Here is a 24,296-nt window from a genome sequence, read left to right as displayed (position 1 = left end):
CGGCAGTCTACCGAGGCACTTCCTGCCGATCTCCCCCGCCGAAGCACCGCCGTCAGCGGCCTGTGATAAGCCTGCTCCATGGGACGGACGACGATCCGAAAGCGGATCACGCGGGTGCGCGTCGGTGAGTCACGGCTCCGTCGCGAGGACGTGCTCGCGGTCGAGGAGCCGCTCGAGATTCGCGTGGCGGGGTCGCCGCTGTCGATCACGATGCGCACACCGGGCCACGACTTCGACCTCGCCGCCGGATTCCTTGTCTCCGAAGGGGTGATCGCCCAGACCGACGAACTGCGAGCCATCCGGTACTGCGCGGGCGGCGCGGTCGACGGCGAGAACACCTACAACGTGCTCGATGTCAGTCTGCGCGGTGGTGTCCCGCTCCCCGACCCCAGCCTCGACCGCAACTTCTACATGACGAGTTCCTGCGGCCTGTGCGGCAAAGCGAGCATCGATGCGGTGCGCACGAAGTCGGCCCACCCCGTCGCGGCCGATCGGACCACGGTGACCGATGCCTTCCTGGCCTCCCTTCCCGATCGGTTGCGCGCCGGCCAGGACATGTTCGATAAGACGGGTGGGCTCCACGCGGCCGCACTGTTCGATCAGCGCACCGGCGAGATGCTCGTCCTCCGAGAGGACGTCGGCCGCCACAACGCCGTGGACAAGGTCGTGGGCTGGGCTCTGAAAGAAGACCGCCTCCCGCTGGCGGGCACCGTGCTGATGGTCTCCGGGCGTGCGAGCTTCGAGCTCGTGCAGAAGGCGTCGATGGCCGGCATTCCGATCCTCGCTGCGGTCTCGGCACCGTCATCGCTCGCCGTCGACCTCGCGAAGGAGCTCGGCATCACGATCGTCGGCTTCCTGCGGGGCCAATCGATGGTCATCTACTCGCGCAGCGAGCGCGTCGTCGCCGTCGAGACGCAGGCTCTGCCCCCGGAGCACGCAACACCGCAGTCGAGCTCGACTTCGGCTTCCACTTCGACCCCTACGGTTCCCTTGTCTGGTGAGACCCAGGCGACCGCCGACCAGAAAGCAGCAGTCTGATGCACGACAACGACGTCAATCCAGGCAACGAGTACCCGGACCTCGAGGTCGGGCACAAGAAGGACTGGGCCGTCGGCGTGCCGGCGATCCTCAACTCGATGGAACCGGCGATCAAGGAGATGGGCGCGGCGCGGACCGCCCGCCTGATGACGTCGATCAACCAGAAGGGGGGCTTCGACTGCATGAGCTGCGCGTGGCCCGACCCGGGTCACCGCAACGTGCTCGAATTCTGCGAGAACGGCGCCAAGGCCGTCACCTGGGAAGCGACGCCCATCACCGTTCCGACGAGTTTCTGGTCCGAGAACTCCCTGTCGAGCCTCATGGACAAGTCGGAGTACTGGCTCGGTCAGCAGGGCCGGCTCACGCAGCCGGTCTACAAGCCGAGCGGCGCCGACCACTACGAGCCGGTGAGCTGGGAGCGCGCGTTCCAGATCATCGCCGACCGCCTGAACGGGCTCGACTCCCCTGACCAGGCATCGTTCTACACGAGCGGACGAACGGCGAACGAGACCGCGTTCGTGTATCAGCTGTTCGTGCGCGCGTTCGGCACGAACAACCTGCCGGACTGCTCGAACATGTGCCACGAGTCCACCGGGACAGCGCTCGGCGAAACGATCGGTGTCGGCAAGTCGACGATCAGCTACGACGACTTCGGCAAGTCCGACCTCATCATCGTGATGGGACAGAACCCGGGCACCAATCACCCGCGCATGCTCACCGCGCTCGAGGAGGCGAAGCGGAACGGCGGAACCATCGTCGCCGTCAACCCGCTCCCCGAAGCAGGTCTCATGCGGTACAAGAACCCGCAGCGTCCGCGCGGCATCATCGGCCGCGGAACCCAGATCGCCGATCACTTCCTGCAGATCCGGTCCGGCGGGGACATGGCACTGCTCCAAGCGGTGTCCAAGCGGGTTCTCGCCGCCGAGGCGGCCGCGCCCGGCACCGTCCTCGATCATGCGTTTCTGGACAAGTACACGCTCGGACTCGACGCATTCCGGGACCACATCGCAAACGTCGATGAGGACGAGGTCCTCGCGGCGACCGGGTTGACGACGGCCGAGATCGACATGCTGGCCGATCTGTACATGCGGTCGGACCGCGTTGTCATCACGTGGGCGATGGGGCTCACGCAGCACAAGAACGCCGTCGCAACCCTCAAGGAGGTCGTGAACCTCCTCCTGCTGCGCGGCAACATCGGCAAGCCGGGTGCTGGCGCCTCTCCGATCCGTGGTCACAGCAACGTGCAGGGCGACCGGACCATGGGCATCTGGGAACAGATGAGTGACACGTTCCTCGACTCCCTCCAGCGCGAATTCCACTTCGACCCGCCGCGCGCCCACGGATTCGACGCCGTGCAGACGCTCGAAGGGCTGCAACGGGGCGATATCAAGGTGTTCTTCGCGATGGGCGGCAACTTCGTCGCCGCAATCTCGGACACCGCCGCTGCGGAGGCAGCGATGCGCGGGAGCGCCCTCACCGTGCAGGTTTCGACCAAGCTCAATCGATCCCACGTCATCACCGGTGACGAAGCCCTCATCCTGCCGACGCTCGGCCGCACCGAGGTCGATCTGCAGGCATCGGGTCCGCAGTTCGTCTCGGTCGAGGACACCGTCTGCGCCGTGCACGCGACGCACGGCAAGGTGCCCCCGGTCGCGCCGAACCTGCTGTCCGAGATCGCGATCGTGTGCGAGCTCGCGAAGGCCACGCTCGGTTCGGAAAGCGGTATCGACTGGAGCGCATTCGAGTCCGACTACGACATCATCCGCGAGCACATCAGCCACGTGGTGCCCGGCTTCGAGTCGTTCAACCGCGATGTCCGCAAGAAGGGCGGCTTCGTGCTGCCGAACGGTCCGCGAGACGCGCGCCGTTTCGACACGAAGACCGGCAAAGCGATGATCACCGTGAACTATCTCGAGCCGCTCGAGCGTCCCGCCGGCCGTCTGATTCTGCAGACGCTCCGTTCGCACGATCAGTTCAACACGACCGTTTACAGCCTGAATGACCGCTACCGCGGCATCAAGAACGGCCGCGACGTGATCTTTGTCAACCCGGAGGACCTCGCAGAGCTCGGGCTGCACGACGGCCAGCGCGTCGACATCTTCAGCGAGTGGCCGGGTCAGCCCGATCGTGAGCTCCGCGGGTACCGGATCGTCTCGTACCCGACGGCGAAGGGATGCGCAGCCGCGTACTACCCGGAGGCGAATGTGCTCGTCCCGTTGCAAAGCGCGGCCACCGGCAGCAACACACCCGTCTCGAAAGCGGTGATCGTCCGACTGGAGCCGGCCGCCTCGCTCGTTCCCGAGCAGCAGACCATCGGAGCACTCGGATAGGCGTCGTCGCTTCTCGCCGACGCCGGAGCGCAGCGTTGGCCGGCGTGCTGCTGGTGACAGCGCTCGCGGGTTGCGCACGCTCCAGCGACGGTTCGTCCGCTCCAGCGCACGGGGATGCTTCCGCCGCACGCTCCCCCGCAGCGTCGACGGCGACCGCCGGAGTCCCGCCGCTCGCGCATGTCGTGGTCATCATCGAGGAGAACAAGCCGACGCAGGCGATCCTCGGAAACCCCGACGCGACCTACCTCAATCAGCTCGCCAACAGCGGCGCCGTCGCGACGAACTACTCGGCCATCACGCATCCGAGCCTGCCGAACTATCTCGCACTCACAAGCGGCACGACCGCAGGAATCACGAGCGACTGCAATCCGCCGGGAGGGCGTTGCGTCGACCGCGCACCGAACATCGCGCAGGCGCTCGAGCGCGCCGGCAAGAGCTGGAAGATGTACGCGGAGAGCATGCCCTCGCCGTGCTCGACCGCGAACACATCGAGATACGCGGTCAAGCACAACCCGTTCCTGTATTTCCCGAGCGTCACGAGCGATCAGGCGGCCTGCCACCGCCACGACGTTCCGCTGACGCAACTCACCCACGATCTGGCGGCGGCCAGCACGACCCCGAGCCTCGCCGTGATCAGCCCCAACCTGTGCAATGACATGCATGACTGCTCCATCGCCAGGGGTGACGCGTGGCTCCGCCGAACCGTCCCGGCGATCCTCGCGTCCCCAGCGTTCAGGAGCCAACGATCGTTGCTCGCCATCACGTTCGACGAGGGCAACGACCTCAATAACTCGGTCGCTTGCGTCTTCGCAGGCCCGGTGGCTCGGTCGGGAGCCAGGGACAGCACGGCGTACAACCACTACTCGTTGCTCCGCACCATCGAAGAGGGGCTCGGCGTTCCACCGCTCGGAACGAACGACCGGCACGCGTCGAGCATGGCAAGCATGCTCAGATGACCGCTCTGCTTCGTCAGCCGGCTGAACGGTAGCGTGGTGCATATCGTCGTTCGTCCTGAACGGCGCACCTGCTGCTACCGCGAAGGAACGTCATGGCTGCTGCTCACACCTGGAGGCGCAACCTCGTCACCTGGATCGCCGTCCTGGAAGCGCTCGCCGGCCTCGGCATCGTCCTCTGGGTGGCGGTGACGGCATGGGGCGGTGTCGTGCACTCGCATCCCGCCTATCCGGTGCTGCTCGTGCTGACTGCCCTCGGCGGAATCGCAGCGCTGGCATGTGCGACACGTCTCGGCCGACCAGGCAGAGGGCATCAGCCGCGTCCTCAGCGCGATCGCGGCGAGCGCAGGCGGCGGGGCTTCACCGTGCTGCGGATCGCCGGCGTTGTCCTCGCCGCCGGCTGGATCGCGGCGATCGCGTGGCTCCGCCCGCACTCCGCCGTCGAACCGGCCCTCGCCGCCATGCGGTCCGACTCGACCGTCAGCGTGTCCGAGACCGCGACCCGGATCGTGATCCGTCCGACGAGCGCGCCCGACACCACCGGCGTCTTCTTTCAACCTGGCGCCCTCGTCGACGCCCGCGCCTATGCAGCGGCGCTTCGCCCGGAGGCAGAGCAGGGCCACATCGTGGTGATCGCGAAGCAGCCGCTCGACATCGCCTTTCTCGCCACCGGGGCGTTCTCGGCAGCCCAACGGTCGTTCCCGCAGGTGACGCGCTGGGTGATCGGCGGCCACTCACTCGGCGGCACCGTTGCCGCCATCGAGGCGAACGACGGACAGCACGACAGCCGTTCGCCCGTAGTGGGACTCTTCTTCTGGGCCTCATACCCTGCGAGCGACCTGCACGCGTCGCTCCGGATTCCGGTGCTGTCGGTCTCGGGATCTCGTGACGGGCTCGCCACCCCGGCTGACATCGCAGCCTCGCGACGCAACCTTCCCGCGAACACCACCTTCACCGTGGTGCAGGGCGGCAATCACGCCGACTTCGGCGCCTACGGGCCCCAGCCTGGCGACCACTCAAGCACGATCACGTCGACAGCAGCGCGCAATCGAATCGTCGAGGCCACCAGCGGGTTCGTTGCTCGCGTCAGCGGGTAGTCGGCCGCGCCGACGCATCCGACACTGCAGCACCGCTGGAGGAGTCGCTCGGTTCCGGCGCCGACAGACTGAGCCACCGTTCCGTGAGGGTGTACCCGAGGGACTGATTCATTGCGATGCTGCCGGCGTTCACACCAGCACCACCGGTTGCGAACGTGCGCGCCCCGTCCGCTGCTGCCGCGAGCACGCTGGCGGCCTTCACCGCAACGGCGAGTCCGCGACGGCGCTCCGTCGCGAGCACGGCGGTGGTTTCCGTCTCAGCCTGGTCGCCGTGCACCCGTATCCATGACGCCGCGAGCACGACCCCGTCGCGCACCGCGCCGAAGACGCGCCAGCCTGCCGCGCGCCGCTCGGCGATGTCGTCGCCATCTCGGAGCGGCGGAGCGGGCGTCGCAGGGGTGACCGGGTAGTCGTCGTGCGTCGCCGCTTCGAACGCGAGCAGCGCCTCCGTCCAGCCTTCGTCGAGTTCGGCGACAGCGACGTCCTGCTGCTCGGCCCGCTCGACGAACGAACGAAACGGCGCCGGATCGAATCCGTCGTCGAGCACCAACCGAGCACCCCAGGACTCGGCGACGACGCGCCACCCATCCCGGTGGAGTGCGGCGGCCTCTGGGTCGTCGTCCTTGAGGACGCGGACGGGTCGCAAAGACCGCACCTCGTACCCCCTCATGCATTCACCGTACGGGAGGAGCGTATTGTCACGAAACAAGGAGGTGCGGAATGGCTGAACGCGATTCCTACCGAAGGCTGCCAGCGGCAATCGACCCGGATTCGTTCGTGATCGAGGTGCCGTCGTTCGAGGACGACCGTCCGGAACCGCCACCGATCCCTCCCGCCGCCTCGCCGCAACTCGTCGCCGCGACGCAGATCGCCGCAGGGGGCGACGGCCCGCACACCATTCGTCGCACCCAGGTCCGAGCCGGCCTTCTCATCGCGGGGGTACCGATCTGCGGCATCGTCGTCATCGCGATCGCGCAGATCCTCCTGGCCCGCTGACACCCGCGGATCCGCCCGTCGTTGCGTGGGGCTGGGAGAACGGTCATTTGACACCCGACTACCGGAGATGCCGGAAGTACCGTTCGGGGTCGTCGAGGAACGACCGCCAGTTCTGAACGAGGGGCAGTTCCTCCCAGCTGGTCTCGTGGAATCCCCAGTCGTCGAGCTCGAGGACTCGAGCACCGGGCATCCTCGCGAGGATGGGCGAGTGCGTGGAGAGGATGACTTGCGATCCATTCGCTCTCGTCGCCTCCTCGAGCGCTCCGATGAGCGCGAGGCATCCGGAGAACGACAGTGCAGACTCGGGCTCGTCCAGCACCCAGAGCCCCGGCCCGCGGAACCGATCGACGATGACCTCCAGGAACGACTCGCCGTGGGACAGCTCGTGGAACCGCGGTTCCGCGCGTGCGCCCGGGTGCTCCTCCAGATAGGTGAAGAAGCCGTGCATCGTCTCTGCCCTCAAGAAGAATCCGCGGCGCGGTGCGCCTGGTTCTCGAACGAGCGTAAGGTGCTGCCAGAGGGCTGATTCGGACGGGCGGGTGGAGTGATTCGCGCCAGTGGAGCCGCCCTCCGCGGACATGCCGAAGGCCAGCGCGACCGCCTCGACGACGGTCGACTTCCCCGCTCCGTTTTCGCCGACGAGGATGGTGATCGGGCTGAGATCCAGTCCATCGTCGAGGAGTTGCCGAACAGCCGGAACGGTGGTTGGCCACGGCCCGCGCGGCATCGGGTCCAGGGTGTTCTCCTGCACCCGTCGGATGGATCCCGACGTGCCCATGCCGCGATCCTCCCACCGACGCCGCGACGAAGCCCGAACGGCGTGTTCAGCCGTCGCCGTCAGTTGATGCAGGTCCCGGTTGTCCCGTAGGCGTTGCCGACCGGCGCTGCCGAGGTGGCGCCGGTGGACGGGCTTGCCGACTGCGTCGGAGTCGCAGGAGTCGACGGCAGGGCCGATGCCGGTGTCGAAGGGCTCGACCCCGGTAAAGGACCGGTGGCCCGAAACCTGGGAGGACGGATGCAGGGATCGCCGAAGGATCTGGATGCCGAGCGGCCGGAGCGCCGAGCACGTGAGGCGGTGTCTTCGCAGAAAACCGCTTCGAGAACCCGAAGACCAGAGATCATTACTGGTAGCGAGGGCGGGACTTGAACCCGCGACACCACGATTATGAGCCGTGTGCTCTAACCAACTGAGCTACCCCGCCGCGACACTCGCACGCGTGGCGTGAGAGTCGGAGCCCCGAGTCAGGATTGAACTGACGACCCCTTCCTTACCATGGAAGTGCTCTACCACTGAGCTATCGGGGCGCTGCCGCGCATGCCCGGAGACCGGGCGCCGAACGGCACCAGACGAGGATAGCAGAGCCGCACGGCTGCTCCGTCGCGCAACCCGGACTCAACCCCGACTCAACCCGCGCTCGACCCGGACCCCGCGTGCGCGCGGAGCCAGGCAAGCGGATCGACCGGCTGCCCGTTGACATGCACCTCGAGATGCAGGTGCGGGCCGGTCGAGTTTCCGGTGCTGCCGACGCGACCGAGAACCGCTCCGACAGCGATACGCTGCCCGACCGTGACAGCGAACGAGCCGTCTTGCATGTGCCCGTAGACGCTGACGAACCGCAGCCCATCGACATCGTGGGTTACCCAGACGTCGTTCCCATAACCTCCGTCGTGGGCCTGCACACGTGTCACGACCCCGCCGGCGATCGCCCGGATCGGAACCCCGGCGCCGGGCGCGAAGTCGACGCCCGGGTGCGAGGTCGAGCAGAACGAGCACCCGGCGACGGACCGCGCGCCGAACCCGGATGTGATCGGCACCCCGGTCAGGAAGGGCCACTGGATCGCCGCCGTCGGATCGTTGGTGAATGTGTTGGCGGAACGACCAGCCGAGCCGTCGACGACGGTGTAGCCGTCGCGCTGCACCGGCGGCTCTCCCAGCGCCCGCCCCGACACCACCTGGTCACTCGGGCCTCCGCCGAGTCGGAGCGCCGCGGGATCCGAGCTCGGTGTGACCGCCTCAGCCGGGACGGTCGTGGCGACGAGGAACGCGGCGACGAGCGCGAGTCCCGCTGCGGCTCCCGGCGCAAGGATGCGCTGGACCGCCGGGCGACGGACGGGGGTGACCCTCTGCCTCCGGTCCGCGAGCGGCGCAGCGACCGCGATGTGTCGTCCGGTGCGTCGGATCCGGGCGCGGGAACGGGTGCTGGCGGCGTGTTTCGGCATGCGTCGAGGACTCCGTCGGGTGGGTGGGTACCGCCACAGCGACGACACCGGGCGACGAGCCTGAGCAGATTACCAGCTTCAGGCTGCACCGCTCCCGAGCACGGCTGCCTCGGCGTCGCGAATCAGCGTCAGCAGTGCCGAGTCGACACCCGGCGCGGCCACCAGGTATGCACGCACGCCGGACGCGTCCCACGTGTGCAGGGCAGCCCCGGCTTCGGTCGCCACGAGCGCCCCAGCCGCCATGTCCCACGGATTGAGGCCGCGCTCGTAATACGCGTCGACGGTGCCGTCGGCGACCGAGCAGAAATCGACAGACGCGGCACCGACGCGTCTGATGTCGCGAACCGCACCGACCACTGGGCCGAGCACCGCGATCTGCTGCCGACGCCGGTCGGCGGTGTATCCGAACCCGGTCGCCAGCATCGTCTCCGCCAGGGAGGCCGGGGCTGCGACCCCCAGTGATGTCCCGTTCCGCGTCGCCCCGCCTCCCGCCACCGCGCGGTAGACGACATCGATCGCCGGCACGACAACCACGCCGACGAGCGGGGTCCACCGGGCCGGGTCAGGCTCACCCGCAACGACCGCGATGCTGATGCCGTATGCGGTCGACCCGTACAAGTAGTTGACCGTGCCATCGATCGGGTCGACGACCCACGTCAGACCGCTCGCGCCGGCCGCCGCGCCGGTCTCCTCGCCGAGGAATCCATCGGCCGGCCGCGCCGCGGCGATCGCACCGCGGATGAACGCCTCGACCTCGCGGTCGGCCGCCGTCACGACGTCGACAATGCTCGACTTGCGGTCCGCGACCTCGACCCCTTCGGCGCGACGACGAACGGCGATCTCGCCGGCTTGTCGCGCGATGCGCTCGGCGAGCTCCGCGAGCTGCCGCAGCTCGGACTGGTCGAGTGGCTGTGCAACGGGCATGGTGATGCTCCTGAACCGCGAAAGGCGCTCGGACCAGCCGAACGCCTTTCAACCGTGGCGAGTGAGGGATTCGAACCCCCGAAGGCTACGCCGGCTGATTTACAGTCAGATCCCTTTGGCCGCTTGGGTAACTCGCCATGCGCACCCGGCCCGTGTGATCACCGACCGAAGGCGCCCCACGAGCATACCGGATCGGAGGCGCGGATCCCGACCACAGACCGGCGTGCGCTCCCCTGCTGACCGGCACCGCGCCTCCCGGCCGCCGCTAGGCTGTGCGGCATGGCAGACAGCTCCTTCGACGTGGTCAGCAAGGTCGACAAGATGGAGGCGGAGAACGCACTCAATCAGGCCGCGAAGGAGATCGAGCAGCGCTACGACTTCAGGGGTGTGGGCGCGTCGATCGCGTTCAGTGGCGAGGACGTGCTCATCAAGGCGAACTCCGAGGACCGCGCGAAAGCGGTGCTCGATGTCTTCGAGTCCAAGCTCATCAAGCGCGGGATCAGCCTGAAGAGCCTCGACGCCGGCGAGCCGTACGCCTCGGGCAAGGAGTACCGCATCGAGGCGAAGCTCAAGAACGGGATCGAGCAGGACGTCGCCAAGAAGATCGGCGCGGTCATCAGGGCAGAGGCGCCGAAGACCGTGAAAAGCCAGATCCAGGGCGATGAGATGCGCGTCTCCTCGAAGAGCCGCGACGACCTGCAGGCCACGATCGCTCTCCTCAAGGGGCAGGACTTCGACGTCCCGCTCCAGTTCGTGAACTTCCGCTGAGCGCCGTCGAACGGGCTGCACGATGAACGGCTGGCTCGGCACGGCGATCGTCGTCGTCCTCGTCCTGCTCGACCTCAGCATCCGCGCCTTCTCGATCATCTACGTTCCGATCAACCGGAAGCCGCAGACCGCGACGGGCTGGCTGCTCGCCATCTTCCTGATCCCGTACATCGGGTTCGTGATCTTCCTGCTTATCGGCTCGACGAAGCTGCCGAAGGCGCGTCGTGAGAAGCAGGCCGAGATCAACCAGTACATCCTCGACCAGACAGAGGGCATGGACCGCGTTCGCCGCGACCCGCCCTGGCCGCCGTGGCTCGAACGGGTCACCGAGCTCAACCGCGGGCTCGGATCCATGCCGCTCGTCGGCGGGAACAGTGCCGAGCTGTATCCCGACTATGACGAAGGCATCGCCGAGATGACGCGAGCCGTCGACGGGGCGCGTCGATTCGTCCACGTCGAGTTCTACATCGCAACACTGGACGCGACCACGGCGCCGTTCTTCGCCGCGCTCGAGCGCGCGATCGACCGCGGTGTCACCGTGAAGTTCCTGCTCGACCACATCGCGAGCCGCGGATATCCGGGGTATCGGGCAACGCTCGCCCGCCTCGACGAGATCGGCATCGAATGGCATCTCATGCTGCCGATCCAACCGCTGAAGGGCAAATTCCAGCGGCCGGACCTCCGCAACCATCGGAAGATCCTCGTCATCGACGGCGCGGTGGCGTTCACGGGCTCGCAGAACCTCATCGACGCCAGTTACGACCTCCCTGCCCACCAGGAGCGCGGGCTGCGGTGGAAGGATCTGCTCGTCCGATTCGAGGGTCCCGTCGTCGCTGGCATCAACGCGCTCTTCGTGACCGACTGGTACAGCGAGACCGACGAGCTTCTCGTGCGCGAGAGCGACCCCGTCCAGCGCGCTGATCGGCAGGACGCGCTCGACTGCCAGGTCGTGCCCTCCGGGCCAGGATTCGTCGGCGAGAACAATCTGCGCCTCTTCAACGCGTTGCTGTATTCCGCCCAGCAGAAGGTGTCGATCACCTCGCCGTACTTCGTGCCCGACGACTCCATGCTGTACGCGATCACCACCGCGGCGCAGCGCGGCGTCGACGTGGAGCTCTTCGTCGGTGAGATCGGTGACCATACCCTCACCTGGCACGCGCAGCGTTCCTACTACGAGGGGCTCCTCCGCGCCGGCGTGCGGATCTGGCTCTACAACCGTCCGACGATCCTCCACGCCAAGCACTTCACGATCGACGACGAGGTCGCCGTCATCGGGTCGAGCAACATGGACATGCGGTCATTCAGCCTGAACCTCGAGATCTCCGTGATGGTCCGTGGTCGAACCTTTGTGGAGGCGCTCCGCACGATTCAGGACTCGTACAAGTCGGATAGCTTCGAGATCACGCTCGACGAATGGCTGCAACGACCCACGCGCTCGCAAGTCCTCGACAACGTCGCGCGGCTCACCGCCGCACTCCAGTAACGCGGACTGGCGCGCACGGTCGGGCGGCCCGCACGGAGCGCCAGCTCGCCCAGCAGGCACAGAGCGACCAGCAGGCACAGAGCGACCAGCAGGCCCAGAGCGACCAGCAGGCCCAGAGCGACCAGCAGGCCCAGCAGGCCCAGCAGGCCCAGCACTCCTCAGTGCCGGCCGCGCAACGCGCTCATGCGGTCGCGGGCGTCTCCTCACCGAGTGATACCGCGACCATGTCCTCGCGCGGGACGACCTTGATGCGGGCCCGCCCCTCCGGCTCGCCGAGCGCGATCTCGTGCGCGTCGAGGTTGTGCCATCCGTCGAGGTCGGTGAACCGCACGCCGCGCTCGTGGAGGAGCTCCGGAATCGCGTCTGGGCTTGGCTGCTCCGGCGACCACCAGCTCGCCTGATCGGTCACCAGGTGCTGGATGGTCTCCATCGCGTCGGACTTCGTGTGGCCGATGAGCCCCACCGGCCCGCGCTTGATCCAGCCCGTCGCGTACATGCCGGGAAGCTGACGGTTGTCCGCGTCGAGGATCTGACCCTCGTGGTTCGGGATGACACCATGGCGGTCGTCGAAGGGCACGTCCGCGAGCGGCGATCCGAAGTACCCGACGGCGCGATACACGGCCTGCACCGCGATCTCGCGCATCTCGCCCGTGCCGACCACGCCTCCTTGCCCGTCGGGTTTGGTGCGCTCGTACCGGATGGCCGTCACACGGCCGTGCTCGTCGCCGACGAACTCGGTCGGCTTCGCGTAGAAGTGCAGGTGCAGTCGACGCGAGGCGTTGCCGACCGGTCGCTTCCGCCACGACTGGAGGACCCGGTCGATGACCATGATCTGCTTGTTCGTCGTGATTGCCGTCTTCGATGCCTCGTCGTACTCGAAGTCCTCGTCGGCGACGATCATGTCGACGTCCCGCATCTCGCCGAGCTCGCGAAGCTCGAGCGGCGTGAACTTGACCTGCGCCGGGCCGCGGCGGCCGAAGACGTGCACATCGGTCACGGGCGATGCCTTCAGGCCCTGATAGACGTTGTCGGGGATCTCCGTCGGCAGCAGATCCTCGGCATGCTTCGCGAGGATGCGCGACACGTCGAGTGCGACGTTCCCGTTTCCGATCACGGCGACGCTTTCCGCGGTGAGCGGCCACGTGCGGGGCACGTCGGGGTGCCCGTCGAACCAGCTCACGAAATCCGCCGCGCCGTATGAGCCCTCGAGTTCGACACCGGGGAGGCCCAACTCGGCGTCGCGGATCGCTCCAGTTGCGAAGATCACGGCGTTGTAATGCCGCTTCAGGTCGGCGAGCGTGATGTCCGAGCCGAAGTGCACGTTGCCGAAGATGCGGATGTCCCCGCGATCGAGGACGTCGCGGAGGGCGTTGATGATGCCCTTGATGCGCGGATGGTCGGGCGCGACACCGTAGCGGACGAGGCCGTACGGGGCTGGAAGCTGTTCGAACAGATCGATCGACACATCGAATCCGCGCGCTTCCCGCAGGAGGATGTCGGCGGCGTAGATGCCGGCGGGACCGGCCCCGACGATGGCGAGTCGAAGTGTGGACACCGGGGTCTCCTGTTCGTTGGAATCGGAACGTTCGGATCGGCTGGTCGGCCGGGGCGGTCGCTTACCGTGAGCGGTCGACGACCGAGTCCGCGAATCGGACGAGCGCTCGTTTCACGAGGCCGTCCGGGAGCGGTGCGAGCGCTGCGACCGCCTCGTGCGCCCACTGGGCGGCGAGGGCGCGGGTCGCTGCCGTCGCATCGTGCTCGCGCAGTGCTGCCACCGCCGACTGGTATCGGTCGGTCAGTACGGCGTCGTCGTCGGCGCCGGCGACGTCGTCGGTGACGCGCTGGAGGAGCGCCGCAGCGCTCGGATCGGCTGCGGCCCGATGACGAAGCTGGAGCAGAGGAAGCGTCTCGACGCCGGCGCGGAGGTCGTTGCCCGCGATCTTGCCGGTACGATCCCCGGCCGGCGCGAGGTCGATGACGTCGTCGACGAGTTGGAACGCGACGCCCACCTTCTCGCCGAACTCCGCGACCGCCGGCAGGTAGGTGCGATCGGCGCCGGAGAACATCACGCCGGCGCGCGCGGCGGTCGCGATGAGCGACCCGGTCTTGTCGCTCAGGACGTCGATGTAGTGCGCGATCGGATCCTCGCCGGGCTGCGGCCCGGTCGTCTCGTGGAGCTGTCCAAGACACAGCCGCTCGAAGGTCTCCGCCTGCATCCGGATGCCCTCGGCGCCCAACTCGGACGTGATGAGCGATGCCCGCGCAAACAGCAGATCCCCGGTCAGGATCGCGACGTTGTTGCCGTAGGTGACGTGGGCAGCAGGGACGCCGCGGCGCACCGGCGCTTCATCCATGACGTCGTCGTGGTACAGCGAGGCCAGGTGCGTGATCTCGATGCTGACGGCGGACTTCACGACAGCCGGCGTGACGCCCTCGCCGAGCTGCGCGAGCAGGAGCGTGAGCGTCGGGCGGATCCGCTTCCCGCCCGCGGCCAGGAGGTAGCGGCTCGTGGTGTCGGCAAGGGTGTCCGCGGATCGCATCGCGTCTTCAAGCCCCTGTTCGACGAGTTCGAGGCCCTCGTCGACGCGTGCGATGAACGTCCGCTCCGCCGGGGTCGCGAACAGGCGCGCGCCGATGCCGAGTGAGGTGCGAAGGCTCGGCGCGCGTTTCGCGACCGGGACGCTCGGATTCAAGTGCTGCTCCGTATTCGGGACGGGGTGCGGTCAGCTCGCGGTGCCGGACGCGTCTGGCGTCGTGTCCGGTGCCGAGCCGGGCTCGTCATGACGGAGGCCGGACGGCGCCGCGGGGCTCTGGTGTTCGCGTCGCGCGCGGGCACGGCGGGCCACCGATGCGCGAACCGGGCCGGCAACCGGCTTCCGGCCGCGATGGAGCGCCACGATCCCCGCGGTGAGGTTGCGGTACGCGACCATGGTGAACCCGACACCGCGCAACCACTGGCTGAGGACCTGCTGCTCCGGCCACGCCGCGATCGACTCGGCGAGATAGCTGTAGGCGGCGGGATTGCTGCTCGCGAGCTTCGCGACGGATGGGAGCACGCGCTGCAGGTAGGTCGTGTAGGTCATGCGCAAGAGGGCGAGGGGCGGCGTGGAGAACTCGCACACCACGAGGCGCCCTCCGGGCTTCAGCACCCGCACCATCTCGGCGAGCGCCTGGATCGGATCGTTCACGTTCCGCAGGCCGAAGGAGATCGTGACCGCATCGAAGGTGTCGTCCGGGAAGGGCAGCGACTCGGCGTCGCCGTGGACGAACTCGATCTCGGGGTGGCGTGAGCGGCCTACCTCGAGCATGCCTTCGGACAGATCGAGCGCGGTGACGGTGGCGCCGCGCTTGGCGATCGCTGCAGAGCTCGTCCCGGTTCCGGCCGCGATGTCGAGGACTTTCTCACCCGGCTGCGGATCGATCGCGCGCACCGTGGCGACGCGCCACAGGCCGGCGTTTCCGGCAGAGAGGATGTCGTTCGTGACGTCGTATCGGGCAGCGACGTCGTCGAACATGGCCGCCACCTGCTCGGGCCGCTTGTTCAAGTCCGCTCTGCTCATCCCAGTCATCCTACGGGTAGCGAACGGTGCGTTCCCGGCGACCTCCGAGCGCCGCGATCGCGCCCGTCGGCCGCGGGACTCGGACAGAACCGCAAGCGGTCGGCCGTCAGTGCGCCCGCGTACGATCAGGGGGTGCTCGAAACCGCCACAGCGGCGCCTGTTCTGACGGTCTCCACGCGGGTCCTCGACGACCCGGGCGAGATCCTCCGACACACGCTTCCCGACCGTCCGCTGGCGTTCGTTCGTCGCGGGGACGGCATCATCGGCATCGGAGAAGCACTCCGGTACACCTTCTCCGGCCCGGACCGGATGCGTCAGGCGTCCGAACAGTGGCGAGAGGTCGTCCGCGCTGCCCGCGTCGACGACCCCGTCGGCCTCCGCGGCACCGGCCTGATCGCCTTCGGTGCGTTCACGTTCGCCGACGATTCAGCCGCGGAGAGCGTGCTCATCGTCCCGCGCGTCGTCATCGGCCGTCGGCACGGGAGGGCGTGGCTCACGGCGATCGATCCGGTGCCGAACGCCCGCGCGCTCCCGTTCCGTTCGATGTCCGTGCCGATGCCCGCCGTCGGCCGCCGCTCGACGGTCGCGTTCCGACCCGGCGTCATCGACGAGTCGCAGTACGCGGCCGCTGTGCGCTCGGCTGTGCACGAGATCCGTGACGGCGCCGTCGGCAAGGTGGTGCTTGCGCGCGATCTGGTGGGGAGCCTCCCGGTCGGGGCGGATCTCCGTCCGCTGCTCCTTGAGCTCGCGCGCGCCTACCCCGATTGCGTCACCGTCGCTGTGGACGGTCTCGTCGGGGCGACACCGGAGACCCTCGCGCGGACCGACGGCACGACGCTCACGGCGCGGGTGCTCGCCGGCAGCGCGGCTCGCGGGTCCGATCCGTGGTCCGATCGGCTTGCCGCCGAGGCGCTCGCGTCGAGCACGAAAGACCTCGAGGAGCATGCGTTCGCGCGCACGAGCCTTGTCGACGCGCTTCGCACGATTGCGACATCCGTTCATGCCGACGAGGAGCCGTTCCGACTGCAGCTCCCGAACGTGTGGCACCTCGCGTCGGATGTGCGCGCGGTCCTGCCTGCAGGAACGACCGCGCTCGATGTTGCGGACGTGCTCCACCCCACTGCAGCCGTGGCGGGAACGCCGCGTGATGCGGCGGTCGCACTGATCTCGCGGCTGGAGGCCCGGGATCGGCGCCGCTACGCCGGCCCGGTCGGCTGGATGGGCGCGTCCGGCGACGGCGAGTGGATGCTTGCGCTGCGGAGTGCGGAGATCGACGACGACGGCACGGTCACGGCGTGGGCGGGAGCAGGGATCGTCGCGGATTCGGACCCCGACCGCGAGGTCGCGGAGACCGCGCTCAAGTTCCGCCCGATCGTGGACGCGCTCGCCGTCGCGCGCGCCGCCGCGCGGCACAGTGCCGACGACGCCTAGGAGTCGCGCTCCGAGGCATCGGCATCGGCGAGGGGCACCTCGATGACGAGTCGCGGTGCCGGGTCGGTCAGCACGCGAAGCAGGTCGCCCCAGGTCGCGACACGTCGATGCTCCCATCCGAATCCGGTCGCGATCGCGGCGATGTCCAACCGCTGCGGAGTCAGCATCATTCGGTCCATATCGGCAGCTGGTGCTGTCGCAGCGACCTCGAGACCACGGAAGATCGCCCCGCCGTGATCGTTGCCGACGATCACGTGCAGCCGATGCGGCACCTCGTGTTCACCTGTTGCCAGGGCTCCAACGTCGTGCAGGAACGTCAGGTCGCCGACGAGGACGCGTGTGATTCCCGCCGCGGCGGCATCACCACGCAGCTCGGTTGCGGCGGAGATACCGAGGGCGGTGGAGATCGTTCCGTCGATTCCCGCGAGGCCGCGGTTGGCGTGTACCCGGATCTTCTTGCCCGGGACGATCGCGTCGGCGACCCGAATCAGCTGTGACGCGCCGAGGACGAGCCGGTCGTGCGGCCAGGTTGCCCCCCAGACCGCCTCCATCAAGAGCTCGCGCGTGACGGGGCGCCGACGCAACGACAGCTCATCACGCAGGAAACGGTTCCGCTCCGCTGCTTCGGGAGAGCGCTTGGCATCGAGGTCCGGGGCAGCGTCGCCGTCGCCCAGGAGCGCGCGGCTGGCGAGCACCCACCGACCCACCCACTGCCGATGCGCCGCCGTCGTGGTGCCCTCGATGGCAATCGCATCGACGACGGTCGCGCCGACGTCCGGCGTGCGCGAGCGGGCGGGATCATAGGCTTCCGGCGCGCCGCCGCGCACGACGACGACCGATGCACCAAGGCGTTGCAGAAGTGCCGGCACCTCCCTGCTGAGTGTCGGGTGGCCGAACACGATTGCCCGCCGAATCGTGCCGCCATACGCGGCGTCCCGAAGCAGCGGACGGTAGGCGGTCACGAGATGTCGCCCGAAGTGCGCGCCACTCGTCACTTCGGCGATCAGCGGTGCGCCGAGCCGCCACGCGACGTCTTCTGCCAGCGCGCTCGCGTCGTGGCCGGCGATGACGACGGTGCCCGGCTCATCGTCCACAGCAATGGTCGCGGTCGCTTGCCCGCGGAGCGGCACGGCACTGGTGTCAGCGATGTCGTCATCGACAACTCCGGCGGCGCCCGGAGACACCTGGCGCGCGGCGAAGGCCCGGTCGATCTCGTGATCGGGGACCGCGGCGACCGAGGGCAGCGCCGCAGAGAGCGGCTCGCGGAAGGCGACGTTGACGTGCGCCGGTCCGGGTGGTCCGGCATGGCCTGCTGCGGCCGCCACCGCCTGCCGTGCGAGCCCCCCGAGCGTGTCGTGGACGGACTCGTCGACACCGCTCGCGCGAGGCGCCTCGACGTCGCGGAGCATGCGCACCGCGGAGCCGAAGATGCCGGGCTGCACGGTCGTCTGATTGCTCCCGATGCCCCGGAGCTCGGCGGGTCGATCGGCCGTGAGGAGGATCATCGGCACGCCGGAATGGTGCGCTTCGAGCACCGCCGGGTGCAGGTTGGCAACGGCCGTGCCGGAGGTCGTGACGACGAGTGCCGGGCGGCCGGATTCGACCGCAAGCCCGAGCGCGAAGAACGCGGCGGTCCGCTCGTCGAGCCGCACATGCACGCGAACACCACCAGCCCGCTCGAGCGCGGCTGCGGCGAGCGCCAGCGCCTGCGAGCGCGACCCCGGGCTGACGACGATCTCGGTCACGCCCGCACGGGCGAATGCCTTCAGGAGCGCAAGGGCGAAATCGCTCGCTGGGCTGCCCGACGGTGCGTCACCGGTGCCCGCGGTCGGAGTCGCGGCCGTCCTCGTCGGAGTTGAGGAGCTGCTGTTCGAGCTGTCGGAGGGTGGCGTCGTCTCGTTCCTTGTCGGTTCGGGTCCGGGATACGGGCCGGGCTGACGGGACGAAGCCTGGATCGTCCTCCGGTCCACGGTAGCCCGAACGAGATGCCTGCGAACGCGCTCCCGCTCGCCCGAGCGCGAACCACAGCACCGCGCCGAGGATGGGGAGGACGAGCTCGAGCAGGATCCAGACGACCCGATTCAGCGCACGAATCCGACTCGCGGAGATGGTCGCCGTATCGACCACCGTGAACACGACGAAAGCGAGCAACGCCACCGCGCCGGCGACCAGCAGCTGGATCATGAGCGGGAGTGTACGTCCTCAACCGGAGGACGATCCCGGGAGCGTGCTCAGCCGTTCCGCCGCGCAGCCTTCGTACACTGACCGGGTGAAACCCTGGCTGCTCTACTCGCTCGCCCGACTCGGGATCTTCGCCGGCGCACTCGTGATTCTGCTGCTGCTCGGCCTGCCCTGGTACTTCGCCGCGATCGTCGCCGCGCTCATCGGGCTCCTGATCTCCTACATCGCCCTGCCGAAGCTCCGCCACGAGGTCACAGCCAGCCTCGCTGCACGCCGAGACGTTCGCGAGCACGACGCCGACACCGACTTCGAAGACGCGCAGCTGGATCTCGATGCCGCTGCACACCCGCACGAGGAGCCTGTCTCCGATGCACAGCGTCACGCGGCGCGTCGAACGCCGGCCAACGCCTCCGACGCGGCGGTCGCCGCCGACGGTGAGTCAGGGCTGGAACGCGAGGGTGACGCCGAACGCGATGGCGTAGAGCAACGCGGTGATCGATGACATCTGCAGGGCTCGGATCAGCTCCCGCGGCTGCCGCGACATCACACCGATGAGGAGCGCCGGCAGCGCCAGCAGCAGCGTGAAATACGTGTACCCGACCCAGAAATAGAGCAGCACGAACCACCCGAGCAGCACATACGGCAGCAGCAGGAACACGCCGAACAGCACCCGTGCCCACACCCGCCCGACGACGACAGCGAGGGTCTTCTTCCCCGCGAGGCGATCCTCCTCGATGTCCCGGACGTTGTTGATCATGAGCACCGAACACGCGAAGAACCCGGAGATGCCGGCCGCGACCGCACCGTTCACCCACGCTGTGCTGTTCATGGCATGCACTTGCACGTACTCGGTACCGATGACGGCGACGACGCCGAAGAACAGAAAGACGAACACCTCGCCGAGCGCGTTGTACCCGTACGGACGACGACCGCCCGTGTAATACCAGGCGGCCAGGATTGCCGCGGCGCCCACCGCGAGCAACCACCAGTGCCCGGTCAGCACGACGATCACGATGCCCGCGACGCCGGCGAGCCCGAAGCAGACGAGCGCGACCGTCAGCACGGTGCGGGGCTTCGCGAGCCCCGCACCAGTGAGCCTGGCCGGTCCGACGCGGAACTTGTCCGTCCCGCGGATTCCGTCCGAGTAGTCGTTGCTGTAGTTGACGCCGATCTGCAGGAGCACCGCCACAGCCAGGCAGAGCAGCGCGACCCCGAGGTTGTACGAGCCCGCGTTGTACGCGATGACCGTCCCGAGGATCACCGGCACGACGCCGAGCGTCAGCGTGCGGAGCCGGGCGCCCTCGATCCAGTCGCCAGCGGTCGCGTGGCGCTTCACCGATCCCCCGGGACGGCCACCTGGTCGTCCGCCCGGTCGCCCGGACCTGGAGGATCGTGATTTCGCCGTCTGCCGAGTCGCCACGGCCGTTTATCGTATCGGGCGGCGCTGAGCCGCGATCCCCGCGATCGCGCGCCGGTCCGGTTTGCCGGTCGGCAGCATCGGGATCTCGTCGACCACGATCACCGCAGCGGGGCGGGCGACCCGGCCGAGCCGAGCCTCCAGCAGCGAACGGAGAACGTCGAGCGCGGCAGGCTGGTCGGTGACGACCACCGGCACCTCGCCCCACTCCTCGGACGCCTGTCGGGTCACCACGGCGCCGTCGAGACCGGGAAGCTCACGGACGACCCGCTCGATCGCGCCGAGCGCGACCTTCTCTCCCCCGGAGACGATGACGTCGTCGCGTCGCCCTACGACCTGGACGACGCCCGCCTCGATCACGGCGAGATCGTCGGTGCGATACCAGCGCATCGCGTCGCGCACGACGAAGGCCGCCGCGGTGCGCTCCGGATCGTCGAGGTACCCTTCGGCAAGCATCGGTCCCGCCAGCTGGAGTTCGCCGTCGACCAGCTCGGCGTGGACGGGGCCCAACGGCACCCCGTCGTACACGCAGCCGCCGCTCGTCTCGCTCGCCCCGTACGTCGCCACGACGTGCACGCCGGCCTGCTCCGCCTGCTGCCGCAGGGTCGTGGGCATCGCCTGGCCGCCGATCAGCACCACATCGAACGTTCGGAGCGCATCCACCCCTGCGGGCGTCTCGAGCGCTCGGGCGAGCTGGACCGGGACGAGCGACGTGTAGCGGCGACGAACCTCGGGCGTCGGCGCTGCCATCCCGCTCACTGCCTGCGCGAACGCGTCGGCCGTGAATCGCCCCGGAGGCATGAAGGTGGGGTCCGTGCCCGAGACGATCGATCGCGTGAGCACGTTGACTCCCGCGATGTAGTGGGTCGGGAGCGCCAGCAGCCAGCGTCCGGGACCACCCATGGCGGCGTCGGCGGCGGCGGCGCTCGCGAGCAGGGCGTCCGCGCTCAATGCCACGCGCTTCTGCCGACCTGTCGAGCCCGAGGTCTCCACGACCAGCGCGACACGCTGCGGCACCGACGCAGGCAGCGGAGCCGCTCCGGCCTCCGGTACGTCGGCAGCGGTCGGCAGCAGCGCCGGACCGCCGGTCAGTGCGGATGCGAGCGAGCGAAGCACGGCCGTCGGATCGGAGGCGCTCACCCGCAGAAGCGGTCGAGTCACGGCGCGACCGCGAGCGAACTACCCCGAGAGCTCAGTAGTGCCACGGGAACCCGCTCCAATCGGGCGCCCGCTTCTCCAGGAACGCATCGCGCCCTTCCACCGCCTCATCGGCCGCATACGCCAGGCGAGTCGCCTCGCCGGCGAAGACCTGCTGGCCGACGAGGCCGTCGTCGACCGCGTTGAACGCGTACTTCAGCATGCGAATCGCGGTCGGCGACTTGCCGAGGATGATCTCTCCCCACCGGACCGCCTCCTGCTCGAGTTCTGCGTGGGGCACGACCGCGTTCACTGCGCCCATCTCGTAGGCGCGCTGCGCGGAATACTCCTGGGCGAGGAAGAACACCTCCCGCGCGAACTTCTGGCCGATCTGCCGCGCGTAGTAGGCGCTGCCGTAGCCCCCATCGAAGGATCCGACGTCTGCATCCGTCTGCTTGAACCGGCCATGTTCGGCGCTCGCAAGCGTCAGGTCGCACACGGCGTGGAGTGAGTGGCCACCGCCTGCAGCCCATCCGGGCACCACCGCGATGACGACCTTCGGCATCATGCGGATGAGTCGCTGCACCTCGAGGATGTGGAGGCGACCCATCGACGCTGCTGCCGCCGCACCTGCCACGCCCGCGGGCGGCGCACCATCGGCATCGTCATACTGATACCCGCTGCGCCCCCGGATGCGCTGGTCGCCGCCGGAACAGAACGCCCAGCCGCCGTCCTTCGGGCTCGGGCCGTTGCCCGTGAGGAGCACGCACCCGATCGTCGGGTCCTGCCGCGCGTCGTCGAGCACCCGGTAGAGCTCATCGACCGTTCTCGGACGGAAGGCGTTGCGCACTTCGGGCCGATTGAACGCAACGCGCACGATCCCCTTCGTCACGTGGCGATGGTAGGTGATGTCGGTGCAGTCGGCACCAGCGGGAGCGGGGGTCCAGATCGACGGGTCGAAGAGGTCGGAGATCTGATCTGGCATGGGGCGAGCCTACCGAGGCGACCCCGACGGCGCCGGTGGCTCCGATGGCGTCAGACCCCGAAGCTCTTCGCGAGGCCGGGCGCGGCGAAGAGCAGGATGACGATGAGGATCACCGGGTTCGCGACGAATGCCAGCACCACGCCGAGGACGCCGTACCAGCGCCCGAAGGAACCCACCGCAGCAACGAACCCGACGACCGCGGCGACGAACGTGAGGAACACGACGACGAAGCAGATCCCGAGCGCGAACCGCTGATCGCCGCCCATGAACACGGCGAATGCGCTCGCGTCCACCGCAGCGGAGACGACAGCAAGACCGAGCGCGATCTTGCCTGCAAGCGGGTTCTTCCGTCGCTGTGCTCCCGCGCCGCGCCGCACGACGACGGTATTCGACCGCATGAGCTGCTCGAACGGATCCGCGCGGCCACTGGTTCCGGCTCGGCTGGTGGATGCGCTCGACGAGGTCGTCGGACGCGCCGACGAGCGATTGGCATCCGTCGTGGATCGTTCGACAGTGGAAGCTCGTTGTGAGCGAGCGCGGACCGGAGCGGCCCGCTCTGCGCGCTGATCCCTCGTCGTCACGAACCCTCCACGATCGGTCGTCGCCTTTGCGACGCGGACTTGCTGTTCGTCCTCGCTGTTCCGACGACGAAGACGGTTACTCAGTGGAACAACCGACGCAAGGATGCTAATGCGTCGCCCTGGCGGTCCCCTCCGAACACCCGGCACGGCGCCTGGACATCTGCCGATGCCAGCATGGGCACATGTCCGATGCACTCCTGCCGCCGCTCGAGGACCTGATCGCCACCGCGCGCGTTGTCGCGCTTCCGATGCATGTCCGCTTCCGTGGCATCACGGTGCGTGAGGCGATGCTGTTCGAGGGGCCGATGGGCTGGACCGAGTTCTCGCCCTTCGTCGAGTACGACGACGCGGAGGCGAGCGCGTGGCTTCGTGCGGCGATCGATTTCGGGTGGCAACGCGCGGAGCCCGCGTGCGCCGAGATTCCTGTCAACGCGACCGTGCCCGCCGTCGATGCGGACGAGGTCCCGTCGGTGCTGGCGCGATACCCGGGATGCACGACCGCGAAAGTGAAGGTTGCCGAGCCGGGCGGCTCCGTGGACGATGACGTCGCCCGGGTCGCTGCGGTCCGGGCCGTACTCGGCGACAGCGGACAGATCCGCGTCGACGCGAACGGACTGTGGTCAGTCGAGGACGCGGTCAGCGCGCTCGTGGCCCTTGCACCGTATGGACTCGAGTACGCGGAGCAGCCATGCGCGACGGTTCCGGAACTCGCAACGGTGCGCGAGCGGGTGATGAGCCGGGGCGTTCGCATCGCCGCGGACGAGAGCGTTCGCAAGGCGGCCGATCCGCTCGCGGTCGCTCGCGCCGGTGCCGCGGACCTCCTCATCGTCAAGGCGCAGCCACTCGGCGGCATTCACGCGGCGCTTGCGATCATTCAGGAGGCCGGGCTCCCCTGCGTGGTGTCGAGCGCGCTGGACACGTCTGTCGGCATCGCGATGGGGGCATTCCTCGCGGCCTCGGTGAGCGGCCCGGAGACTGCGTGCGGACTCGGTACGGCAGCGATGTTCCGTGCGGACGTCACCGACGAACCGCTCCGGCCCGTGGACGGTCGGATTCCGGTCCGTCGGCCACAGGTGAGCGGAGCGCTGCTCCATCAGACAGCGGCTGCCCCGGACCGCAGGGCGTGGTGGATCGATCGACTGCGGCGCACCTACGCGCTCATCGCATCATGAGCGCGTCGGTGAAAACCGCGGGG

Annotated in this window: 23 protein-coding genes and 3 tRNA genes; 10 read left to right on the top strand and 16 right to left on the bottom strand. The window is 68.6% G+C overall.

The genetic code is table 11. The features are described 5' to 3' along the window. The first annotated feature begins 78 nt into the window (after positions 1–78). The 4 genes from fdhD to CAM01S_RS11720 all read left to right on the top strand — a co-directional run bounded on the left by fdhD (position 79) and on the right by CAM01S_RS11720 (position 5,418). Complete coding sequence (gene fdhD / locus CAM01S_RS11735; RefSeq protein ID WP_083527998.1) at positions 79–1,038, top strand: formate dehydrogenase accessory sulfurtransferase FdhD; 960 nt, start codon at positions 79–81, stop codon at positions 1,036–1,038. Next, on the top strand, positions 1,038–3,368 hold the full coding sequence (locus CAM01S_RS11730) for an FdhF/YdeP family oxidoreductase (protein ID WP_066521703.1): 2,331 nt from the start codon (positions 1,038–1,040) through the stop codon (positions 3,366–3,368). The genes fdhD and CAM01S_RS11730 overlap by 1 nt, the downstream gene beginning before the upstream one ends. A gap of 44 nt (positions 3,369–3,412) precedes the next feature. Further along, positions 3,413–4,324 (top strand): alkaline phosphatase family protein, encoded by a 912-nt coding sequence (locus CAM01S_RS11725; protein ID WP_169795870.1) that lies wholly within the window; start codon positions 3,413–3,415, stop codon positions 4,322–4,324. Positions 4,325–4,416: 92 nt separating this feature from the next. Continuing rightward, the gene (locus CAM01S_RS11720) at positions 4,417–5,418 is read left to right on the top strand and encodes an alpha/beta family hydrolase (protein WP_066521691.1); all 1,002 of its coding nucleotides are present in this window, start codon (positions 4,417–4,419) and stop codon (positions 5,416–5,418) included. Here the strand turns inward: CAM01S_RS11720 and CAM01S_RS11715 are convergent. Next, positions 5,408–6,088, bottom strand: coding sequence for an acetyltransferase (locus tag CAM01S_RS11715; protein ID WP_157071549.1), 681 nt, complete (start codon positions 6,086–6,088; stop codon positions 5,408–5,410). The two genes, CAM01S_RS11720 and CAM01S_RS11715, sit on opposite strands and share 11 nt — an antisense overlap. 50 nt (positions 6,089–6,138) lie before the next feature. On the opposite strand from CAM01S_RS11715, the gene CAM01S_RS11710 reads away from it, so the two are divergent. After that, the gene (locus CAM01S_RS11710; RefSeq protein ID WP_066521682.1) at positions 6,139–6,414 is read left to right on the top strand and encodes a hypothetical protein; all 276 of its coding nucleotides are present in this window, start codon (positions 6,139–6,141) and stop codon (positions 6,412–6,414) included. A gap of 58 nt (positions 6,415–6,472) precedes the next feature. On the opposite strand, the gene CAM01S_RS11705 is transcribed toward CAM01S_RS11710, so the two are convergent. The 6 genes from CAM01S_RS11705 to CAM01S_RS11680 all read right to left on the bottom strand — a co-directional run bounded on the left by CAM01S_RS11705 (position 6,473) and on the right by CAM01S_RS11680 (position 9,695). Then, positions 6,473–7,192 (bottom strand): AAA family ATPase, encoded by a 720-nt coding sequence (locus CAM01S_RS11705; RefSeq protein ID WP_066521672.1) that lies wholly within the window; start codon positions 7,190–7,192, stop codon positions 6,473–6,475. A gap of 347 nt (positions 7,193–7,539) precedes the next feature. After that, positions 7,540–7,616, bottom strand: a tRNA-Met gene (locus CAM01S_RS11700). A 31-nt stretch (positions 7,617–7,647) separates the two neighbouring features. Continuing rightward, positions 7,648–7,719: transfer RNA gene (locus CAM01S_RS11695), tRNA-Thr, on the bottom strand. Between the two features lie 99 nt (positions 7,720–7,818). Next, positions 7,819–8,634, bottom strand: coding sequence for a M23 family metallopeptidase (locus CAM01S_RS11690; RefSeq protein ID WP_066521670.1), 816 nt, complete (start codon positions 8,632–8,634; stop codon positions 7,819–7,821). Between the two features lie 78 nt (positions 8,635–8,712). Next, a complete protein-coding gene (locus CAM01S_RS11685) occupies positions 8,713–9,558 on the bottom strand; it encodes an inositol monophosphatase family protein (protein ID WP_066521666.1) in 846 nt (281 codons plus the stop codon). Between the two features lie 55 nt (positions 9,559–9,613). After that, positions 9,614–9,695, bottom strand: a tRNA-Tyr gene (locus CAM01S_RS11680). 142 nt (positions 9,696–9,837) lie between these two features. On the opposite strand from CAM01S_RS11680, the gene CAM01S_RS11675 reads away from it, so the two are divergent. Continuing rightward, positions 9,838–10,326 (top strand): YajQ family cyclic di-GMP-binding protein, encoded by a 489-nt coding sequence (locus tag CAM01S_RS11675; RefSeq protein ID WP_066521663.1) that lies wholly within the window; start codon positions 9,838–9,840, stop codon positions 10,324–10,326. 22 nt (positions 10,327–10,348) lie between these two features. Further along, positions 10,349–11,809 carry a cardiolipin synthase gene (gene cls, locus CAM01S_RS11670; protein WP_066521661.1) on the top strand — a complete coding sequence of 487 codons (1,461 nt, stop codon included), beginning with the start codon at positions 10,349–10,351 and terminating at the stop codon, positions 11,807–11,809. Between the two features lie 181 nt (positions 11,810–11,990). Here cls and CAM01S_RS11665 read toward each other — a convergent pair whose 3' ends face one another. From CAM01S_RS11665 to CAM01S_RS11655, 3 genes are all read right to left on the bottom strand, one after another. Continuing rightward, positions 11,991–13,364, bottom strand: a complete 1,374-nt coding sequence (locus tag CAM01S_RS11665) for an FAD-dependent oxidoreductase (protein WP_066521659.1) — start codon at positions 13,362–13,364, stop codon at positions 11,991–11,993. A gap of 61 nt (positions 13,365–13,425) precedes the next feature. Further along, entirely contained in the window at positions 13,426–14,502 is a 1,077-nt protein-coding gene (locus tag CAM01S_RS11660) for a polyprenyl synthetase family protein (protein WP_066521652.1), read from the bottom strand. Between the two features lie 30 nt (positions 14,503–14,532). Continuing rightward, positions 14,533–15,369 (bottom strand): demethylmenaquinone methyltransferase, encoded by an 837-nt coding sequence (locus CAM01S_RS11655; protein WP_083527996.1) that lies wholly within the window; start codon positions 15,367–15,369, stop codon positions 14,533–14,535. 132 nt (positions 15,370–15,501) lie between these two features. On the opposite strand from CAM01S_RS11655, the gene CAM01S_RS11650 reads away from it, so the two are divergent. Next, positions 15,502–16,800, top strand: coding sequence for an isochorismate synthase (locus tag CAM01S_RS11650; protein WP_083527995.1), 1,299 nt, complete (start codon positions 15,502–15,504; stop codon positions 16,798–16,800). Here CAM01S_RS11650 and menD read toward each other — a convergent pair. After that, positions 16,797–18,569, bottom strand: coding sequence for a 2-succinyl-5-enolpyruvyl-6-hydroxy-3-cyclohexene-1-carboxylic-acid synthase (gene menD / locus CAM01S_RS11645; RefSeq protein ID WP_066522256.1), 1,773 nt, complete (start codon positions 18,567–18,569; stop codon positions 16,797–16,799). The two genes, CAM01S_RS11650 and menD, sit on opposite strands and share 4 nt — an antisense overlap. Positions 18,570–18,612: 43 nt before the next feature. Then, positions 18,613–18,984, bottom strand: a complete 372-nt coding sequence (locus tag CAM01S_RS15145; RefSeq protein ID WP_083527994.1) for a PLD nuclease N-terminal domain-containing protein — start codon at positions 18,982–18,984, stop codon at positions 18,613–18,615. A gap of 85 nt (positions 18,985–19,069) precedes the next feature. Here CAM01S_RS15145 and CAM01S_RS14860 point away from each other — a divergent pair, with 85 nt between their 5' ends. Further along, positions 19,070–19,483 (top strand): DUF4229 domain-containing protein, encoded by a 414-nt coding sequence (locus CAM01S_RS14860; RefSeq protein WP_083528020.1) that lies wholly within the window; start codon positions 19,070–19,072, stop codon positions 19,481–19,483. On the opposite strand, the gene CAM01S_RS11635 is transcribed toward CAM01S_RS14860, so the two are convergent. From CAM01S_RS11635 to CAM01S_RS11620, 4 genes are all read right to left on the bottom strand, one after another. Continuing rightward, positions 19,421–20,317, bottom strand: coding sequence for a 1,4-dihydroxy-2-naphthoate polyprenyltransferase (locus CAM01S_RS11635; RefSeq protein ID WP_066521648.1), 897 nt, complete (start codon positions 20,315–20,317; stop codon positions 19,421–19,423). The genes CAM01S_RS14860 and CAM01S_RS11635 overlap by 63 nt on opposite strands. Before the next feature lie 90 nt (positions 20,318–20,407). Then, positions 20,408–21,559, bottom strand: coding sequence for an AMP-binding protein (locus tag CAM01S_RS11630; protein ID WP_066521645.1), 1,152 nt, complete (start codon positions 21,557–21,559; stop codon positions 20,408–20,410). 31 nt (positions 21,560–21,590) lie between these two features. After that, entirely contained in the window at positions 21,591–22,520 is a 930-nt protein-coding gene (locus CAM01S_RS11625) for a 1,4-dihydroxy-2-naphthoyl-CoA synthase (RefSeq protein ID WP_066521642.1), read from the bottom strand. Positions 22,521–22,570: 50 nt separating this feature from the next. Then, positions 22,571–22,918 carry a hypothetical protein gene (locus tag CAM01S_RS11620; protein WP_157071548.1) on the bottom strand — a complete coding sequence of 116 codons (348 nt, stop codon included), beginning with the start codon at positions 22,916–22,918 and terminating at the stop codon, positions 22,571–22,573. 365 nt (positions 22,919–23,283) lie between these two features. Between CAM01S_RS11620 and CAM01S_RS11615 the strand changes: the two genes are divergently transcribed. Then, positions 23,284–24,273, top strand: coding sequence for an o-succinylbenzoate synthase (locus CAM01S_RS11615; protein ID WP_066521630.1), 990 nt, complete (start codon positions 23,284–23,286; stop codon positions 24,271–24,273). Positions 24,274–24,296: the final 23 nt, after the last annotated feature.

Origin of the sequence: Curtobacterium ammoniigenes NBRC 101786, assembly GCF_001571045.1 — a bacterium.
Taxonomy (GTDB): Bacteria; Actinomycetota; Actinomycetes; order Actinomycetales; family Microbacteriaceae; genus Curtobacterium; species Curtobacterium ammoniigenes.
Note: the sequence above shows the minus strand (reverse complement) of the source record. Positions and strands in the feature narration are given on the sequence as shown.

Excerpts from the sequence above, each read along its gene's own strand:
- fdhD (WP_083527998.1), top strand. The coding sequence starts at position 79 with ATGGGACGGACGACGATCCGAAAGCGGATCACGCGGGTGCGCGTCGGT.
- CAM01S_RS11730 (WP_066521703.1), top strand. The coding sequence starts at position 1,038 with ATGCACGACAACGACGTCAATCCAGGCAACGAGTACCCGGACCTCGAG.
- CAM01S_RS11720 (WP_066521691.1), top strand. The coding sequence starts at position 4,417 with ATGGCTGCTGCTCACACCTGGAGGCGCAACCTCGTCACCTGGATCGCC.
- CAM01S_RS11715 (WP_157071549.1), bottom strand. The coding sequence starts at position 6,088 with ATGAGGGGGTACGAGGTGCGGTCTTTGCGACCCGTCCGCGTCCTCAAG.
- CAM01S_RS11710 (WP_066521682.1), top strand. The coding sequence starts at position 6,139 with ATGGCTGAACGCGATTCCTACCGAAGGCTGCCAGCGGCAATCGACCCG.
- CAM01S_RS11705 (WP_066521672.1), bottom strand. The coding sequence starts at position 7,192 with ATGGGCACGTCGGGATCCATCCGACGGGTGCAGGAGAACACCCTGGAC.
- CAM01S_RS11690 (WP_066521670.1), bottom strand. The coding sequence starts at position 8,634 with ATGCCGAAACACGCCGCCAGCACCCGTTCCCGCGCCCGGATCCGACGC.
- CAM01S_RS11685 (WP_066521666.1), bottom strand. The coding sequence starts at position 9,558 with ATGCCCGTTGCACAGCCACTCGACCAGTCCGAGCTGCGGCAGCTCGCG.
- CAM01S_RS11675 (WP_066521663.1), top strand. The coding sequence starts at position 9,838 with ATGGCAGACAGCTCCTTCGACGTGGTCAGCAAGGTCGACAAGATGGAG.
- cls (WP_066521661.1), top strand. The coding sequence starts at position 10,349 with ATGAACGGCTGGCTCGGCACGGCGATCGTCGTCGTCCTCGTCCTGCTC.
- CAM01S_RS11655 (WP_083527996.1), bottom strand. The coding sequence starts at position 15,369 with ATGAGCAGAGCGGACTTGAACAAGCGGCCCGAGCAGGTGGCGGCCATG.
- CAM01S_RS15145 (WP_083527994.1), bottom strand. The coding sequence starts at position 18,984 with ATGATCCAGCTGCTGGTCGCCGGCGCGGTGGCGTTGCTCGCTTTCGTC.
- CAM01S_RS11625 (WP_066521642.1), bottom strand. The coding sequence starts at position 22,520 with ATGCCAGATCAGATCTCCGACCTCTTCGACCCGTCGATCTGGACCCCC.
- CAM01S_RS11620 (WP_157071548.1), bottom strand. The coding sequence starts at position 22,918 with ATGCGGTCGAATACCGTCGTCGTGCGGCGCGGCGCGGGAGCACAGCGA.
- CAM01S_RS11615 (WP_066521630.1), top strand. The coding sequence starts at position 23,284 with ATGTCCGATGCACTCCTGCCGCCGCTCGAGGACCTGATCGCCACCGCG.